Genomic DNA, 17,559 nt, shown 5'->3' with positions numbered 1-17,559 from the left:
AGACGATGGCTTTGACGATGCGGCCCAGGTAGTAGAAGGGGAGCAGGCCGCGCCAGGGGATGTGGTAGCGGGGGATCATGTAGGTGGCCGGCGGGAACAGCATACCGCGCCAGTAGGCCAGACGCGCCGGCCGGCTGCTGAGGGCTTGCGCACGGCCCCGCGCCAGCCCCAGGCTGTTGTGGCGCTGACGGTCGAGGTCGCGAAACGCGGCCGCTTCTTCAGGCGCGGGAGACAGGGCCGCCAACGCGGCCAGCGCGCCGTCTGGCAGCGGGGTGTCGAACCAGGTGTGCGCCAGGCGCAGCGTGGCCTGCAGCGGCAAGAGGGTGCGCAGGGCCTGGGCGCGGGCCGCCAGGGCGCGCCAATCCCAGGCCGCGCCGTGGTTGCGCAGCAGCAGGTCCACATCGCTCAGCCAGACCAGGTGCCAGGTGCCCAGGTGATGCCAGAAGAGATGAATGGCGGCATGGAGCAGGGCATCGGCGGGACAGAGCACGCGCACCGGCACGCCGGCAATGCGCGCGGGCACGCTGCGCGGCAGCCAATCTTCGGCCGCCAGGTGGAACATGACGGCCGGGTGTTGCGCCAGCCGCCAATGCACATCCACGCCAAAACGCAGCTCGCCGGCCAGCAGGGACGCATGCAACGCCACTTCACCGCGCAGGTGCGGCTGCTCCTCCGCGGCCAGCCCCTGGTCTTCGAAGCCCAGGGCCAGCAGAGCCGCCTTCACCTTGCTCACGTCCGCGTGCGGCACCAGCAGATCGAGATCGGTGGTGGGCCGCAGCGCCAGGTTGTGGTAGTGTACCTCGCCCATGGCCATGCCCTTGAGCACCGCCGGCTCGATGCCGGCCGCGGTTAGCGTGCTCAACACCTGCCCGGCCGCGGTGGCCAGGGCGACGCCCCACAACGCGTGCTGGCGGTACTCTGCCTGCAGCGCGGCGGTCAGCGTCGCGGGCAGCGCCGCCGCCACCGGCGCCAGGCGCACGTGCAGCAGCGGCCCCACGCGGTGCCAGCGGGCGGCCGCGATGAACGCCGCCCACGCGGCCGGGCTGATGCCCGCCGGCGGCGGCGCCGGGCGCTGCGCCAGGGCCTGGCGCAAGAAATCGAGCAATTCGTCAGGAAAATTCATACTCTCCTCCGAATGAATTCGGGGCGAAGCCGCCCGCCGAATGAATTCGGGGCGAAGGGGCGTTCCGCCACGAGGTCGGCCTGCGCCGACCCGGATTGCGTCCACGCAGGTGGACGCCCGGCGGAACGCCCGTCAGGCGCGATTTCAATCGCTCGTTCCGCCGCGAGGTCGGCCTGCGCCGACCCGGATTGCGTCCACGCAGGTGGACGCCCGGCGGTACGCCCTTTAGGCGCGATTTCAATCGCTCTCTCTCGGTCGTCGCAGGCTGATTCGATTACGGGATTTCGATGCGCCGCACCCATTGATAGCCGCCGGCGTACAGGAAATCTACCCATTGGACTTCGGGCGGCGGCGCGGTGAAAAAGAGCGCGCCGCTGACGCTGCTGCCTGGCGCCACCGGGTGTTCGCCGCCAAAGGTGATGGTCAGATCACGGCGCAGGGGATAGGCGCGGCCGTTTTCATCCAGCAGCATGGGGTCGGCGGCAAAGGAGACGCCCTCCCGGGCGGTGTTGTTGTGGATGCTGATATTCAGGCGCAGCAGGCCGTCTGCGGTGATCTCGATGCTGTTGACCCAGGCGGCCCAGGAGGCGCAGCAGTAGGGCGCCTGCTGGTTGACCGGCCGCCGACGGCCAGCAGCGCCGATCATGGCGGTGGGGCCAGGGGTAGGGGTCAGGGGGGATGAGGGGAGCGGTGTTGCCAGCAGCAGCGGCGCGGCGATGGTGGGCGTGGGGCTGGCCGTGACCGGAGGCGTGACCGATCCGCGTTCATAGACCGGCGGCGCGGGCATGGGCAAGAGGAGAAAAATCAGCGCGCCGAGGGCTGTGCCCACCAGCAGCAGCCAGACGATGCGGCGCAGCATGTCGGCGAGGTCAGGTCTCATGATGAATCAATCCCTCAGACGACCGGTTTGATGCGCCACCACAGGCGGCGGCGCGCAGGCGAGGTCAGCGCAGGCGCAGGCGCCTCCGCGTAGACTGGCGAGTCATAGCCGCGCTGCGACGAGTCGCGGTTCAGCACCGCGCCCAGCAGGCGTGCCCGCACCGCAACCAGGCGCGCGAGCGCCTGCTGCGCGAGCACCCGCCGCGTGCGCCCCTGATCGGTGACCAAAATCGTGCCGTCCATCTGCGCGGCCAGGATCAGGGCATCGGCCGCGATCAGGGTCGGCGGCGTGTCGAAGATGACCACGTCGGCCGCGGCGGCCAGGTCAGCGACGATTTGCTGCATGCGCCGGGAAGCGAGCAGTTCGGCCGGGTTGGGCGGCAGCGGCCCGGCGAGCAGCAGACCCAGGCCGCTGACCCCGCTTTCGCACACGAAGTCCGGCAGCGGCCGCGTGGGATGCAGCAGGGCCGCGCTCAGGCCCAGGTTGTTCGGCTTGCCGAACAGGCGATGCTGGCTGGGCCGGCGCAGGTCCGCGTCCACCAGGATGACGCGGCGCCCGGCCTGCGCCAGCGCCAGCGCCAGGTTGGCCGCGGTCGTGCTCTTGCCTTCGGCCGGCCCCGCGCTGGTAATCAGCAGGGTGTGCAGCGGCCGCGCGACCGCGCTGAACTGCAAATTGGTGCGCAGCACGCGATAGCCTTCGCCCGCCGGCGATAGGGGCGCGTGAAGCATCACCACTCGCTGCGCGGGCGACTCCCCATCCAGCGCGGCCAGCGCGGCCAGCGCCGGGATATCCAACGCGGCCTGCAGGTCATCGAGCCGGCGAATGGTGTCATCCAGTTGGTGCAGCAGGAGAACCACGGCCAGCGCCAGGAGCAGGCCGGCGGTCATGCCGATCAGGCCGGCGAGCGCCGGGCTGAGCGTGGGCAGCGGCGCGTGCGGCCGCCGCGGCGGGGAGATCACCATCAGGCCGGCGGGCGTCAGCAGGGCGACCCGCGCCTGCTCCCGGCTGCGCAGCAGGAGATCGAAGGTCAGCCGGTCGCGCTGCAATGCCTGCTGCAGACGCCGCGCCTCGGCGCTGTCCGCGGCGCTTGGGGCGACCTGCGCCAGGCTGCGCTGAGTCGCGGCCACATCGTCGGCCGCGGCCTGCATCTGCGCGTCGAAACTGCGCTGCAGGGCCGCACTGCGCTGCGCCTGCGCCTGCGCCTGCAATCGGGCAAACGCCTCCGGCAGGGTGCGGGCAATGTCCCAGGCCAGGTTGGGATCGTAGCTGTCCACGCTCAGGCGCAGCAGGGAGGTGTCGCGTACCGGCTCCACACGGATGCGCACGCCGAAATCGGCCCAGGCGTCGCTGCCGGCCAGCCCCAGGCTGTGCGCGGCGTCCTCTGCAACCGGCCAGTCGCTGAGCAGTTGCGCGTAGGTGGCCGCCAGGTGCTGGCGCTGTAACAGCATGGCGTAATCCTCACTCAGCGCCGCGCCCGCGCCGGACTGCAGCAGCAGCGTCGCCTCGGCCCGGTAGCGCGGCCATTGCCGCTGCTGCCAGGCCAGTCCAAGCAACGCGCCGGCCAGCAGGGCCGCGACCAACAACCAGCGCTGTGCGGCCAGGGTGCGGACATAATCACGTAGATGGGGCAAGGGAGAGTCTCCTGATTAGTGCAAAGGGCAAAGTGCAAAGTGCAGAACGACCGTGAATGAGAATGCCAGCGGACCGGGAGTCCCGAACTTGTTCGGGGCGTTGGCAAAAATCCTGTACATCCTGTTCATCCTGTCCAAATCGGCCTGCCTGGCTGAGCAGTTACAGTTAATCACAAGTTGCCAGCGGCGACGGTAACAACAGCCCCCATTGCGCGGCGCGGGGTGGGGGGGGCGTTTCTGGCGGCACGGTCAACGGCTGGCCGCGGCGTTGATAGCGATACTCGCCGATCCCCAACGCCACCTGTGCGGCTTGCAGCTCATAGTCCTGTCCGAAGGCCGGCGGCAGGAGCGCGACCAGGTTGCGGTAACGGCTCTGCGCGCTGATGATCCAGAGCGCGTCGCCGGGAGCGGGCTGCATGGACGGCAGCGCGGGCAGGTCACGTCCCCGCAGGGGGGTCCAGGCCGGCACGTCCGCGGCGGCGCGGCGGGTGTAATAGGCCCACGCGGGCGCGGCCAGTTCGTCCACCCACACCACCGGCGGGCCGGCTGCGGCCACCTGCGCGGCGGTTTCCCGCCAGGGTTCGCCGTGCGGATGCTGGCCGGCCGCCCAGAGGGTGACGATCAGGCCGAGCAGCGCCCATGCCGCGGGCCAGGCGCGGCGGGGCGCGGCGACCGGCGACCAGGCGGCCGCCATCCCCAGGGCGATCAGCGGCAGGAGCACCACCAACTGGCGCTTGACGGTGAGCAGGCCGGGGGTCAGGCAGAGCGCCAGCAGGGCCAGCCAGGTCAGGCGACAGGTCCGGCGAGTCGCTGCAACGGCTGCGAAGCCCACCTTCGTGGGCTATGCTCCGGGATCGAGATGCACTCCGGCGCAGCCCGAAGGCTACGGCCAGGCTGAGGAGCAGGGCCGCGAGCAGGGCGGCGGTGAGCAGGCGGCCGGCCAGGGTTGGGGTCAGCGCCAGGCCGAGGCGCTGCGCCTGCACGGCGATGAAGACGCTGTGATAGCTGGTCGCCAGCGCCGCGGCCTGCGGTGTGGCGATCCACCAGGCCAGCCAGGGCAGCCCGACCCCGGCCTGGGCGGCCCACCAGCGTCGCGGCTGTGGGCTGCCGGCGTGCAGCCAGGCCAGTTGCAGCAGCCACCAGACCGGCAGGGCCGCGTAGTCGGTGAAGAGCGCGGCCAGGGCGCTCAGCAGCCAGGGCAGCCAGACCTGCCAGCCGGGCGGTTGGCCGTCGCCGCGGCGCAGGCGCTGCAAGAGACGCCAGCCGGCCGCGGCCATGAGCAGGCTCAGGAGCTGCACCAGGCTGTACATGCGCACCTCGCCCGCGTACCAGGTCTGCAAGGGGAAGGTCGCCAGGAGCAGGCCGGTCCAGCCCGCGGCGCGGGCGCCGGCCGCGGCCCGCGTCAGGCGGATGAGCAGGGCCACGCTGAGTACGCTGGCGAGCAGGCTGGGGAAACGCAGCCAGAACTCGGCGTCGCCGCCGACCTGCCAGGCGCTCAGCAGGAGGTAATAGGCGGGCGGATGCGGGTCGCACAGGCGCAGCAGCACAGTCATTGGCGGCAGGCGGCTGAACCAGACGCTGCTGGCCTCGTCGCTGCCCAGGGAGCGCGTCAGGGTGAGCAGGGGGAGGGCGAAGGCGGCGAGGAGCGCGAGCAGGGGCAGGGCAGAGCGTGGTGCGCGGAGGGTCATGGAGTCCTCACCTCATCCCCCGGCCCCTTCTCCTCTCCGCGGTGCGGAGAGGAGAAGGGGGGGAGAGGAGGGGGGGAGGAGAAGGGGGGGAGAGGAGAAGGGGGGGAGAGCGGGGTGGCGGCGGCGACGATGAGGCCGAAGAAGGCCCAGACGACGATGGCGGCGCGGGTGGCGTAGGTGATGACTTCGAAGCAGCCATGCAGCAGGAAGATGAGCAGGGCGCCGAGCAGGCCGAGCAGGAGGGCCTGGCGCTGGGGGTCGTCTGCGGTCCGGCGAATGGCGGCCAGGAGCAGCGCCAGGAGGGTGAGGTAGAGCGCGAGGTGGGCGATGAGGCCGGGGAAGCCCATCTCGGCGCCGGTTTGCAGGTAGATGTTGTGGGCATGCAGGAATTGGGCGTCCGGCCCGATGGTGAAGAGCGGATAGAGCAGGTTGACGACCGGCTGCACCATGCCCAGGCCGACGCCGGTGAAGGCGAAGTCCTGCAGGATGTAGAGGGCGCGGCTCCAGAGTTCGATGCGGCCCTGCAGGCTGGACGCGCCGAGCACGGCGCTCTGGCCGAGCAGCGTGTCCGGTGAAAGGCTGATGCCGGCGCGCCAGGCCCAGGTCAGGCCGACGGCCAGCAGCAGCAGCCAGACCCACAGCCAGCGCCGCCGGTAGAGCACGGTCATCACCGGCAGGGCGATGGCCGCGCCCAGCAAGGCCCCGCGCGACTGCGCCAGCAGCAGCAGCGCGGTCAAGAGCAGGGTGGTGAACGCGGCCAGCAGGCGCAGGGGCCAGCGCGTGGGCGCCAGGGTCAGCATGACCGCGGGCGCCCAGAAGAGCGCCAGCAGCCCGCCGCTCAGGTTAGGATTGAAGCCGGCCGGGTTCCAGAAGGGCCGCCAGCCGCCGGGCAGCAGGCTGTAGAAATCGGCCTGGATGAAAGGCAGCTTGTTGCCGCCGAAGTTGGTGCCGAGCAACAAGGCGGCCGCCAATCCCAGGCCGGCCAGCAGCAGCCCCCAGGGCGCGTGGCGCAGCCAGCGGCTGTGGGCCTGGGCGGTCAGCGCCCAGAAGAGGGCCAGGTTGGCCACGAAGGCCCAGACGCGGGGCAGGCTGACCCCGCGATCCGCGCTGGCCCACAGGCCCACCGGCAGGGTCAGCGCCAGCAGGAGCAGCGCGGCGTCGGCCGGCGTGTGGCCGTGCCAGCGGCGCAGCGCCAGCGAGCGGCCCAAAAAGAGCAAAAAAAGCCCGCCCAGCGCGATCCAGGGCGCTGGGCGGGGCAGGTAAGTCGAAAAGAGCCAGAGGGGGGTCAGCAGGCCGACCAGGGCCAGCAGCAGTTCCGCATGGCGCAGGGGGTTGCCGCGCCAGAAAGGCGCGGGCGAGAGGCGCGTGGGCAGTTCAACGGCAGGCATGGGGCGTGCGCCGGCTCAACTCTTTGGCTCAGCCGCGGGTCGTGGGCGTTCGAGCCAGGCGGAAACCCGGCGCACCAGCCGCCGCGGCAGCCAGCGCGGGTAGGCGCTCCGTGAGCGGCGCTCGCTCTTGCCATCACGGCTGTAATAATAGTAGTAGTACGAGTAGTAACCGCTGCTGCGCTCGCCCAGCTTGTTGAGAACCGCGCCCAGCAGGCGGCCGCCCACCTTGGCCAACGTCTCCTGCGCGCGCAGCGCCTCCGCGCGCCGCGTGCTATCGGCGTCAATCACCAGCAGGGTGCCGTCCACCAGGGTCGAAAGAATGGCGGCGTCGGCCGCAGCCATCACCGGCGGCGAGTCGAAGATCAGCACATCGCACTGGCTGCGCAGCCGTTCCACCAGGTGACGCATGCGCTCGCTGCCCAACAGCTCCGACGGGTTGGGCGGCAGCGGGCCGGAGGTCAACACACGCAGCCCGCTGACCGCTGTGTCTTGCAGCACCGCGTCCGCCGCCTCGTCCGCGCGCTGCATCAGCGCGCTGGTAATGCCCACATTGTTGCTCAAATTGAACAGCTTGTGCGCGGTGGGCCGGCGCAGGTCGGTGTCCACCAGGATGACGCGCTGATCGGCCTGCGCCAGGGTGACGGCCAGGTTGGCGGTCGTGGTGCTCTTGCCCTCCTGCGGGCTGGCCGAGGTGATCAACAGCGCGCGCACCGGCTCATCCACACCGCTGAACTGAATGTTGGTGCGCAGGACGCGGTAGCCCTCCGCGATGGGCGAATGTTTCTTGTCGAGCGTGACCAGCGCGGCCTCGGGGTTGTCCCGCGGCCGCACACGCAGAATCGCGCCCAGGGTGGCCAGGCCCAGCAGATCGCGCACCTGCTCCGAGTCATGGATGGTATCGTCCAGGTACTCGACCAGGAAGGCCAGGCCGAGCGCCAGCATGGCGCCGACGATGGCCGCCAGCAGGGTATTGGTGAGCGTGCGCGGGCGAATCGGGACGATGGGCGTCAGCGCCGGCGTGGTGACCGCGATGTTGTCCACGGTCTGCGCTTCGGTCAAACGCAGTTGCTCCAGGGAGTTGAGCAAGGAGGCGTAGGTCGTCTCGAACTGGCGCAACATCGTCTGCTGGCGCGAGAGATCCAGGCGCTGTTCATCGGTCAGCGTCTGCTGACCTTGCAGGCTGTTGATGCGCTCCTGCGTCTGCTGGATGTCGGTCTCCACCTTGGTGCGCTCTGCCTGCAGGTCGGCGCGGGTCTGGGCATAGCGGCCCTTCTGATAGGTCTGCGTTTGTTCGATGAAGATCAACGGCAGGTTGTTGGCAATCTCCCTGGCCAGGACCGGGTCGTAACTCTCGACCTTCAACTGAATGAGCTGCGTATCACGCACCGGCGACGCGCTGATCTTCACGCCCAGGCGTTTGAGTCCATCCAGGTCTTGCAGGCCCAGGCGGCGGGCGGTCTCTTCACGCACCGGATATTCGGTGAGTAACTGCGAATAGGTGCGCGCCACCTGCTGGCTGTAGAGCAGGTCGCTGTAGCTCAAGCCGCTGGTCGGTGAGTTGGCCTGGCTGACCAGCAGGGTGGAACCGGCCTCATAGACCGGCGTGGTGCGCCGGCTGACGACAAAGGAGGTCAGGGCAGCCACCAGGGTGCAGAGGGCGACCAACCACAACCATTTGAGGGTCAGGTTGGCGTATTGACGTAATTCCATGATGAATCAAAATCCTTCTATATCGTTGGCGGTAAAGGCCATGGTCAATCCCTGTTCTGGTTCGCCAGGTGGAGACAGTCTTATTGTACCTGAATGGGGGGATTTAGACAAGAGACCGTGGGCCTCACCTCACCTCATCCCCCGGCCCCTTCTCCTCTCCGCGGGGCGGAGAGGAGAAGGGGGGAAGAGGGGTCGTGGCCTACTCCCTCGCCCTTCTCCTCTCACGAGGGAGAGGGGAAGAGGGAAGAGGAGGAAGGGGAAGAGGGAGGGGGAGGACGGCTGTTGGGCCTCATCCCCCTCTCCTTCCCTCTGGCCTCTCCTCTCCGCGGGGCGGAGAGGAGAAGGGGGGAAGAGAGTCGGCGGCCATTGCTGTGTTCGGCGGGCGGGGGGTGCAGCGGCGGCGCGACGGCAGGGGGCGCATCGTCCTGGTTGTCTGTGGGGGTGTACTCCGGCACCAGGTGCAGCAGGCCGACCCGGATGGCATTGGCATCGTTGGCGCGCGCCGCGGCGACCAGGGCGTCTACAGCGGCGGACAGGCGCGGCGAGCGGCGCTGACTGGCCCGGGCCGCGATCATGATTTTTTCGTGCGCAGTGGGCTGATAGGTTTCGCCGGGCACGAACAGCTCTTCGTACAGCTTCTCGCCCGGGCGCATGCCGGTGACGACGATGTCTATGTCGCGCCCCTCCTGCAGGCCCGACAGTTCGATCAGGTCGCGCGCCAGGTCAAGGATTCTGACCGGCTCGCCCATGTCGAGCATGAAGACTTCGCCCCCGTTCCCCAGCACCGCGGCCTGCAAGACCAACTGCACCGCCTCCGGAATGGTCATGAAGAAGCGGGTCATCTCCGGATCGGTGATGGTGACCGGGCCGCCGGCCGCAATCTGCTGCTTGAAAGTCAACACCACGCTGCCCCGGCTGCCCAGCACGTTGCCAAAGCGGACCGCGACGTAGGGTCGTCCGCTGACGGCGGCCGCCTCGCGCACCTGCAGCTCGGCCACGCGCTTGGACGCGCCCATGATGCTGGTGGGGTTGACGGCCTTGTCGGTGGAGATCATGACGAAGCGTTCGACGCCCACGGCCTGCGCCGCGGCCAGGACGTTGCGTGTACCCAGGACATTGTTGGTGATGGCTTCGGATGGGTTGGCTTCCATCAGTGGAACATGCTTGTGCGCCGCGGCATGAAAGACGATCTGCGGCCGCACCTCGTCGAAGATGGCCTGCAGGCGCTCTGGAAAACGGACGTCGGCGATCACGCTGCGCACCAGCGGCCGCGGCGCGGCAATGGCTGCGGGCGTTCTTGCCAGGGTGCGCTGCAGTTCGTTGCCGATCTCGAACACCGAGTTTTCACCGTGGCCCAGAATGACCAGTTCGGCCGGGTTGCAGCGCAAGATCTGGCGACACAGTTCGGAACCGATGGAGCCGCCGCCGCCGGTGACGAGGACGCGCTTGCCACGCAGGAGGGCCTGCACCGCCGCGCCATCAATCTGCACCGACTCCCGCCGCAGCAGGTCTTCGATCTGCACGGTGCGCAGTTGGTTGACGCTGACGGTGCCATCGAGCAGTTCGTACAGGCCGGGGATGATCTTGACCGGCGCCTGGGCCTGCTCGCAGACGGCGATGATCTCACGAATCACCTTGCCGGGCGCGGTGGGCATGGCAATGACCACGAGGCCAACGCTCGTCTCTTTGAGCAACTGACGCAGTTCGGTGCGCGCGCCCAGGACGCGCACGCCGCGGATGACGGCGCCGAGCTTGTCCGGCTCGTCATCCACGAAGCCGACCGGCAGCAGGTTGGCAAGCGGGTTGCTCTGAATCTCGCGCACGATCATCAGGCCGGCCGCGCCCGCGCCCACGATCAAGGTGCGCGTGGCGTTGGCGCGACCGTGATGCACCTGGTCAAGGCGCTCGGCGATCCGCGTGCTGTAGCGCGTAACGCCCACCAGCGCCAGGGTCAGCAGGCCGTCGAGCAGCGGCAGCGAGCGCGGAAAGCCAGGGCCGATCAAGCCCAGAGGGCGCAGGATGACGAAGAAGATCAGAGTCTGCAGCAGCGTGGACTGAATGACGCCCGCGGTGATCAACGTCAGCTCGTCAATGCTGGCGTAGCGCCAGTAGCGCCGGTAGAAGCCGTTGGGGAAGAAGACGGCTAGCTTGACGCAGAGGAAGGCCGCGGTGATGATTATCAGGGGGAGGGCGTCGGCCGTGAGGGAGAGTCTGTCAGTGCGCAGCCAGAGCGCCAGGGTCGGCGTCAGCAGCGCGAACAGGATGTCGAGGGCGAGGAAGTGACGATTACGCAGTTTCAACAACAGACGCAGCAGTCTGTTCATCCAGGGATGGCCTGGGGTTACGGGTGTTGGCATGGCGATGAACCTCGTGGGAATTTCAGATTGGACATTACGACGACGGGGCTTGTCTTCTGGATGCTCCCAAATCTAAGCCTGAACGATTACCATCACCCGTCCGATCATAACGCACGCGTATCAATTGTCTGAAGTCCGGATCGCTGGCCATAGCTGTGCTCCTCTTGCGTAGACCGTCCGGCTCAAGTGTGTGGGGAGTGTTCTGCAACTCAAGAAACGCGCCGCGCCCAGATACGCACGCGCAACTCCTCGCCAATCATCTCAAACTCCGGCTCCCGACCGGCCAACTGGCGAGACAGGCGGACGATCAACCGCGGCACCCCGGTGCCGATCGCACTCATGTAGCCCAATTGCGTGAGCAGGGTCGCGATCGCCCGGTTGCGCTCGGCATGGACCCCCAACTTGATGTTGTCCAGCGTAACCGAATTGGGCAGCCGACCAGGGCTGCGCACTTCGATACGATCGCTGAACAGAAAGACCCGGATTTGCGACCCACTCAGGCTATAATCACGATGGGCGACCGCATTGACCACTGCCTCGCCCAACGCCTTGCGATCATACAGCACGATGTCCTCGCGGCCGAAGCCGTGTTCGCGCGCGGGCATCCGAATGTTGCGCTCCAAGAAGACGCGGGTATCCTCGATGATGTTCGGCAGCCGGCCCATGATCTCGCGCCGATCCAGGATGTCCGCATCCTCATCGCTGCCGGCAAAAGCCACGGCCGACAGGCGGCTTTGCGGCAGCCAACGCTGCGGCGTCTGGCCGAAGATCAACAGCGCGGCGATGCTGAGCATCTGCTCGCCGTCGAGGTCGTGCAACAGCCGCAGGTTGCGCAACAACTGCGGGAGATCCAGGCCGCTCTGCGCCAGTTGTTCCTCCAACGTCAGGCCGAACTGGACGCGGTGATAGGCCTCGAAGGCCGGCAGGGAAAGCTCGGCCAACGTGGCGCCGAGCACCGGGCTTTCATCGTAGTGCAACTCGCCGGCTGCCTGGGCGATGCGCATTAATTCGCGACCTGTGGCGTCTTTCTTGTCCCGCCCCACGCGCACGTAGAAACGGCCGCCGGCCGTTCGGTAGGGCTTCAGTCGGTTGAGCGCCGGCTTGACGGTCAACGCAAGCACGGTCCGGCCGGCCAGGACGAACTGCTCAATGATCGGGCTAACGGGGGGAATGCAACGATCGCGACAGAGGTTGGTCAGGGTCTGAAAGACCACGTCGGGATCAGCCACGCCCACGATGCTGCCGTCGTCCTCGACGCCAATATAGAGCACGCCACCGTCGCTGTTGGCGAACGCCACGATCTCGCCTGCCACGCTTTCCTGGTTGTCAATCAGGCGCTTGAATTCCTGCTTCTGGCCCTCGCCCTCTGCGATCATGCGGAGCAGATCAACTTCGTCCAGTATGGTAGTCATTTCATCCACCTCCGTGGCGCAATCGCACCGTGAGTCCACCCACTGAGACACATCATACACCCGCAGGCCTGGCGACTGCAAGTCGCTGCAACGACTGCGAAGCCCACCTGCGTGGGCTGTGCCCCAGGACTGAAATGCACCCGCCGCGGCCCTGCACCAGCCCGCTTGCGGCCGACCCTGGAACCCCAAGAGCGGTGGCGTGACAGATGCGCGCTCAGCGCACGTCCTCGGCCACGTGGCGCATGACCTGGTCGGCCCACTGTTTTGCTTGCACGGCCAGGAGGCTGCGCAGGAGTGGGATCTGCTGCGCTTCGGGCCAGGCTCGGCGCCAGAGCGCCAGCAGCGCCTGCAAATCTACCAATTCCGCCGCCAGTTCAATCGGCGCTGCGGCCGCGGTCCATTCGATCAAATACTGGCTCTCCTCCAGCATGGCAGCGGCCGCCGCGCCCCCCGTCTCATGCCGGGCCGAAGACGCCACCCGGCCCAGGTCGGCTGCCAGGCCGGCTAAACGCAAGGGCAACGCATCGCGGAGGTAGCGCGCCTGAATCCGCTCGCGATTCTTCACTGAACACCTCCCAACAGTTCACGGGTGATCGCTGCGACCTGCTGCCGGACATCTTCGTTCTGGATGATAACGCTGCGATTGCCCAGTCGCGGACGGATGTTGATCAACGACTCGAACTCGATGCGCTGCTCGGCCGGATACCAGTTGGCGCCCCACAGGTCATCCTGTTCGCTGCCTTCTGCCAGCAACAACGCCTCGCAATCGGCATGCATCTCGCCGCCGCCGGCCAACAGTCGTCGCCGAATATCCACCACGATCTTGACCAGGATCGGGTAGACCTCCAACATCTCCTGGACCTGGCGCGGCGTCGCTGGGCGGTCAAGCAGGTGGATCATCGTTTCATCTATCTCCTATCTCCATGGCCCAATCTCACCAGAAGGCTACCTATGGAACGATCACTGTGGCATAAGGAAGTCCCCATGCATAAAGTTACGCGTTCAGCAAGGCCTCGATCACGCGCCGGCGGGGCAGAGCCAGTTGCGGCAGGCGCTGCCGCAGAACCGGTCGCGATCGTGTTGTGATCCGGCGTGCCTCTGGCGGATAATCCCACAACAAACCGGCAACGATCTTAAGGTTTTGCTGCCCCAACGAAGAGTGAACTGGTTCCTCATTACATTCTTCCTCGTATTATACTCGCTGGCCACAACCGGTCAATCTTGGGCAACCAAGTGTTACCACGACGCTGGGACATCACCGGATCCCTGTGGATACAAGCCCCGACCGGCAAGTCCCTCCACTGTAGCAGAGCCTCAATCTTGCGGTGGATGCCACCCTGCACGTGCCCAATGACGCCGCGTCTCCACAGCGAAGGGATTGTTCAAGTTCAGAGCCGCTACGGTGACGCGACCACAAGCCGTTATGCCAATGACATGCGTGCCATCTGCACTCCACGCAAAATGCTGGCGCCAGGGATCCAGGCGTGGATTGAACAGATGCACTGGCTCGCCGCTCTGCGGGTCACGGCCAATCGTTTGCACACCTTTGTATTGATTGCAGGGTCTGCACGCCAGCCAAAGGTTCTCCGGATTGTCGGTACCACCTGCGGCCACCGGAATGATATGATCCACCTCCAACAGACCGTAGGCCAATGCCTGCTGCGTCTGACAGTAGCCGCAGCGGTCGCGCGCTTCGATTCGCAATTGCGTCCGCATGGCGCCGGAAATGAAGCCGGGAGTCATGCGTTACGCTGCGCCCGTAGGCCGCGCCGCACGGCTTCCGCCAGGGCTTCGGCTTTACGCAATTGTCCTGCCTCGTAGACGCGCATCAAGGCCCATAACTCAGGTTTTTCATCTACCGTCAACTGGCCGCTTTGCTGGCGGTCCAGGAGTTCGCTCAGCCGTTCGCTCTGCCTGAGCGACATTTGCGCGTCGCATTGGCTGAGGACGCGCTGATCGGACCAGTGTTCGATGGCATCCTCTTTGACGTCCCACGCATCCAGGGCCGAAGAAAGAACGTCGGTTAGTACCGCGCGAACCGGACGCTTGACGCCCGCCGCCAAACGGGTCGCCGAACGATAAAGCCGGTCAGAAAGTCGTAAAGTCACCTGTGTTTGCATCTGAGTCTCCACCACAACGATCATTCTGATGGGAGGAAGTATAGCACAGCCGAGAGGCCTTGCCAAGCGATTTGCGGGCGGCAGAGGGCAGAGATCGGAGACCGGAGATCGGAGATCGGAGACCGGAGACCGGAGATCGGAGATCGGAGATCGGAGACCGGAGATCGGAGATCGGAGACCGGAGACCGGAGACCGGAGATCGGAGAGCGGAGACCGGAGACCGAGAACGGAGATCGGAGATCGGAGACCGGAGATCGGAGATCGGAGATCGGAGACCGGAGATCGGAGATCGGAGACCGGAGATCGGAGATCGGAGACCGGAGACCGGAGATCGAAGATCGGAGATCGGAGATCGGAGATCGGAGATCGGAGATCGGAGACCGGAGATCGGAGATCGGAGATCGAGATCGGAGATTGGAGACCGGAGATCGGAGATCGAAGATCGGAGATTGGAGACCGGAGATCGGAGATCGAAGATCGGAGGCCGGAGACCGGGGGCGGAGCGTAGGGGGGAGGTTGGTTGAGTGAGGGGAAGAAGTGTTCTGCTCACGATACCCACACGACCAAACCTTGACTACCAAGAGGCGTTCCAACGTTGCATTCTCGAACCAAAGAGCATGGTAGCCCATGCTCTCCAGGCCGGTGATCGCGCTTTCTGGATTTGTGCCCAGGCCGCGTACTGTGCCCAAAGCCTGCACCAATTCCTGCTCATCGTGCTTGCGACCTCGATAGGCAAGCACCATGCGCACACAGGCTGGCAAACACGCATCGGGGGACTTCTGTCTGCAATGAGGAACGTTGAGCACGAGTTCTATTGATCTCCCATGACCTCAACCGCGCGACGACGCATGGTCTCCAGCGGAGTCGAAGGCTTCTCAAGGAAATCGCCAGCCAAATCGTAGATCAGTTCGCCGATCGGCCTCAAACTGTCCGACGCGAAAACGGTCACTCGCCATGCGTCTTCACGTTGTCGCGCTTCAATGGTCACCGCATCGCCCAGATGGCGCAGCAGATGGCGCAGTGCTCTGCTCTCTATCTTCGCACGATGAGCCAGGGCCGGCAGAACACGAATACCTTCAACCCCCAATTCCAACACAACTTGAGCCCCTGGCTGCAACCCATAGCGTTGCATCAAGGGGAGAGGAATCTGCAATCCATCACCACTGATCGTCTGATGAGCTCGCTCCATTGGACCACCTCCATCAATTGCTACGCACTCGATTCGTTCCATCTCACCCCATTATACCCACTTCGCCCAGCCGGTCAATCGCACCAGGCCAACCATGGATCCGATTTCCTCAGCGACCGGATCACTGCTGCCACACGCATCAGATCGGCCGCGGTCAGCCTCGACCCCGACGGCAGACACAGCCCATCCCGGAACAACGCCTCGGCCCCCCCAACCCCCCAATCCTGGGGGGAGGAAGAGCGAGTCCCCCCCGATTTCGGGGGGAGGAGGAGCGAGTCCCTCCCGATTTCGGGGAGAGGAAGAGCGAGTCCCCCCCGATTTCGGGGAGAGGAAGAGCGAGTCCCTCCCGATTTCGGGGAGAGGAAGAGCGAGTCCCCCCCGATTTCGGGGGTTAGGGGGGCGGGTAGGTTCATAACCTTCCTCTCATCGCGTTGAAGGTGTGCCGTGCCCGCACACGGAGTCCGCCGGTTCCGTAGCGCGCTGCCAGCCATGCCTCTTCGGGCCAGACTGCCCGGCCCAGCAGCCGGCCCGCATCGAGCGGGCGGTCCACCATGGCCAACAGGAACAGAAACCGGAGGGGGCCGGTGGTGATGTTGCGGCGCTGAAGCAGCGTGCCCGGGTTGACGAACAGGTGCAGCACCCAGCGGCGCAGCGGGGATGGGGCCAGACGGGCAAGCGCAGGTCGCGCCTCGCTCAACCCCACGATGGACAGGGCCAGGTCCAGGGCCAGCCAGGTGGGAGTAGCCACGCGCCAGGCTCGCGCCCGTTCAGCCGCGAGAACCCAGTCAACCGGCTGCTGCCGCGCCAGCAGGGCAATGTCCACCAGGCCGCGCACCCAGGGGTAGGAGAACTGATGGTTGACGGCCAGGTGCAGGGCCAACTGCAAGAGGGCGTCCTCAGGCGAGAGCATCTTCGCCGGCTGGCCGGCAATTACAACCGGCGCCAGGCGTTCGCACGTTTCGCTCGACCTGGCGCGGGTGGTGCGATGCAGCCACTGGCCGGCAAAAACCCCTCGATGCAGTTCGATCAGCCCGGTATCCGGCGTGGGGCCGTAGAACTTGAACTCGCCCTCATGCAGCGCCTGCAGGGCCGCGGGACGAGCAGGCTTGACGCGTTGAACATAGCCGATCTGCGCCAGGACATGGATGGCGACCTCGATCTCTGCATCCGAAAGCCACAGGTCCAGGTCGCTCATCGGCCGGCAGGCGTAGTTGGGGTAGACCGTGTGGGCCAGGACTGCACCCTTGAAAAGCACCGGCACGACGCCATGCGCGGCCAGGGCCTGAAGCACGGTGGTCAACTCACGGGCGCGCAGCGCCGCACGCGACGCAGCGAGGTAATAGGCGTGCTGCAACTGGGCCAGGACGGCGGACGAGACGGCCGCCTGGAGCTGATCCTGGCGCAGGCGGTAGAAAACGAAGGGCGCCATTCCCTGACCGTGCAGCCAGGCCGCCAGGGCCGCGTCCAACCGGTTGGCCGCCAGCCATTCGCCCAGGGCCTGTGGACGTGAGGAAACCAATGCCTGCACGAACGAGACGATTGCCTGGGGCGCTGCCGCCGATCCGGTATGTTGTGCGATGTGCGTCATGCTTGCCAATGATTCAATGTTCACCTGCCCAGGTCGCGCATCGCCGGGTATTCAGCGACGTGGGCGCGGCGCAACAGCAAACGTAACTGCGTTTTTACCGCAAAGATCGCAGAGAGCGCAGAGGAATCGCGCCTGGCAGTGTGGCCGCGCGCCTTACGATTAGATGTGCGGGTGTAGGGGAAGGGGGGAGGTTGGTTGAGGGGGGGGGCGTGGAGCGAGGGGGAGGGTGGGTCAAGGGTCAGGTCGGGGGGTGGGTTGAATGGAGCGACCGCACCCAGCACCAGCGCGATGACGATCCAGAGGCCGCCAGCGCCTGCCCTGCGGCGATGCCGTCAATGCCGTCTATAAAGTTGTAGGCGTAGTATCAGTAGTCCGCATCACCGCTTTGTGCTACAATCAGCAGTAGGCCACAATTGGCCTGGCATCACTTTCGACGTGCCCAACCATGACGGCGCCGATTCGACTTTCGCCGC

The 17,559-nt window shown here is 66.4% G+C and carries 15 protein-coding genes; all 15 read right to left on the bottom strand.

The genetic code is table 11. The features are described 5' to 3' along the window. Positions 1-1,123, bottom strand: a 1,123-nt coding sequence (locus IPF85_RS25105; protein ID WP_343410785.1) for a nucleotidyltransferase family protein, incomplete at its 3' end; no start/stop codon positions are given. 274 nt (positions 1,124-1,397) lie between these two features. After that, positions 1,398-2,003, bottom strand: a complete 606-nt coding sequence (locus tag IPF85_RS25100) for a hypothetical protein (protein WP_343410784.1) — start codon at positions 2,001-2,003, stop codon at positions 1,398-1,400. 14 nt (positions 2,004-2,017) lie between these two features. Continuing rightward, the gene (locus IPF85_RS25095; RefSeq protein ID WP_343410783.1) at positions 2,018-3,634 is read right to left on the bottom strand and encodes a CpsD/CapB family tyrosine-protein kinase; all 1,617 of its coding nucleotides are present in this window, start codon (positions 3,632-3,634) and stop codon (positions 2,018-2,020) included. A 166-nt stretch (positions 3,635-3,800) separates the two neighbouring features. Continuing rightward, positions 3,801-4,160 (bottom strand): hypothetical protein, encoded by a 360-nt coding sequence (locus tag IPF85_RS25090; RefSeq protein ID WP_343410782.1) that lies wholly within the window; start codon positions 4,158-4,160, stop codon positions 3,801-3,803. Then, complete coding sequence (locus IPF85_RS25085; protein WP_343410781.1) at positions 4,072-5,322, bottom strand: glycosyltransferase family 39 protein; 1,251 nt, start codon at positions 5,320-5,322, stop codon at positions 4,072-4,074. The genes IPF85_RS25090 and IPF85_RS25085 overlap by 89 nt, the downstream gene beginning before the upstream one ends. Next, positions 5,319-6,710: an O-antigen ligase family protein gene (locus IPF85_RS25080; protein ID WP_343410780.1), complete on the bottom strand. Its 1,392-nt coding sequence runs from the start codon at positions 6,708-6,710 to the stop codon at positions 5,319-5,321. Before IPF85_RS25080 ends, IPF85_RS25085 begins: the two co-directional genes overlap by 4 nt. 15 nt (positions 6,711-6,725) lie before the next feature. Continuing rightward, a complete protein-coding gene (locus IPF85_RS25075; RefSeq protein WP_343410779.1) occupies positions 6,726-8,420 on the bottom strand; it encodes a polysaccharide biosynthesis tyrosine autokinase in 1,695 nt (564 codons plus the stop codon). A 221-nt stretch (positions 8,421-8,641) separates the two neighbouring features. Beyond that, entirely contained in the window at positions 8,642-10,777 is a 2,136-nt protein-coding gene (locus IPF85_RS25070; RefSeq protein WP_343410778.1) for a nucleoside-diphosphate sugar epimerase/dehydratase, read from the bottom strand. A 209-nt stretch (positions 10,778-10,986) separates the two neighbouring features. Beyond that, on the bottom strand, positions 10,987-12,189 hold the full coding sequence (locus tag IPF85_RS25065; protein ID WP_343410777.1) for an RNA-binding domain-containing protein: 1,203 nt from the start codon (positions 12,187-12,189) through the stop codon (positions 10,987-10,989). A 214-nt stretch (positions 12,190-12,403) separates the two neighbouring features. After that, positions 12,404-12,754, bottom strand: a complete 351-nt coding sequence (locus IPF85_RS25060) for a hypothetical protein (RefSeq protein WP_343410776.1) — start codon at positions 12,752-12,754, stop codon at positions 12,404-12,406. Continuing rightward, the gene (locus tag IPF85_RS25055) at positions 12,751-13,089 is read right to left on the bottom strand and encodes a DUF5674 family protein (RefSeq protein ID WP_343410775.1); all 339 of its coding nucleotides are present in this window, start codon (positions 13,087-13,089) and stop codon (positions 12,751-12,753) included. The genes IPF85_RS25060 and IPF85_RS25055 overlap by 4 nt, the downstream gene beginning before the upstream one ends. 414 nt (positions 13,090-13,503) lie before the next feature. Beyond that, positions 13,504-13,932 (bottom strand): HNH endonuclease signature motif containing protein, encoded by a 429-nt coding sequence (locus IPF85_RS25050; RefSeq protein WP_343410774.1) that lies wholly within the window; start codon positions 13,930-13,932, stop codon positions 13,504-13,506. Next, the gene (locus tag IPF85_RS25045) at positions 13,929-14,309 is read right to left on the bottom strand and encodes a hypothetical protein (protein WP_343410773.1); all 381 of its coding nucleotides are present in this window, start codon (positions 14,307-14,309) and stop codon (positions 13,929-13,931) included. Before IPF85_RS25045 ends, IPF85_RS25050 begins: the two co-directional genes overlap by 4 nt. 811 nt (positions 14,310-15,120) lie before the next feature. After that, a complete protein-coding gene (locus IPF85_RS25040) occupies positions 15,121-15,498 on the bottom strand; it encodes a hypothetical protein (RefSeq protein ID WP_343410772.1) in 378 nt (125 codons plus the stop codon). Positions 15,499-15,907: 409 nt separating this feature from the next. Further along, positions 15,908-17,086: a nucleotidyltransferase family protein gene (locus IPF85_RS25035; protein ID WP_343410771.1), complete on the bottom strand. Its 1,179-nt coding sequence runs from the start codon at positions 17,084-17,086 to the stop codon at positions 15,908-15,910. Positions 17,087-17,559: the final 473 nt, after the last annotated feature.

Origin of the sequence: Candidatus Amarolinea dominans (assembly GCF_016704685.1) — a bacterium.
In the GTDB taxonomy this organism is placed as follows: domain Bacteria; phylum Chloroflexota; class Anaerolineae; order SSC4; family Amarolineaceae; genus Amarolinea; species Amarolinea dominans.
Note: the sequence above shows the minus strand (reverse complement) of the source record. Positions and strands in the feature narration are given on the sequence as shown.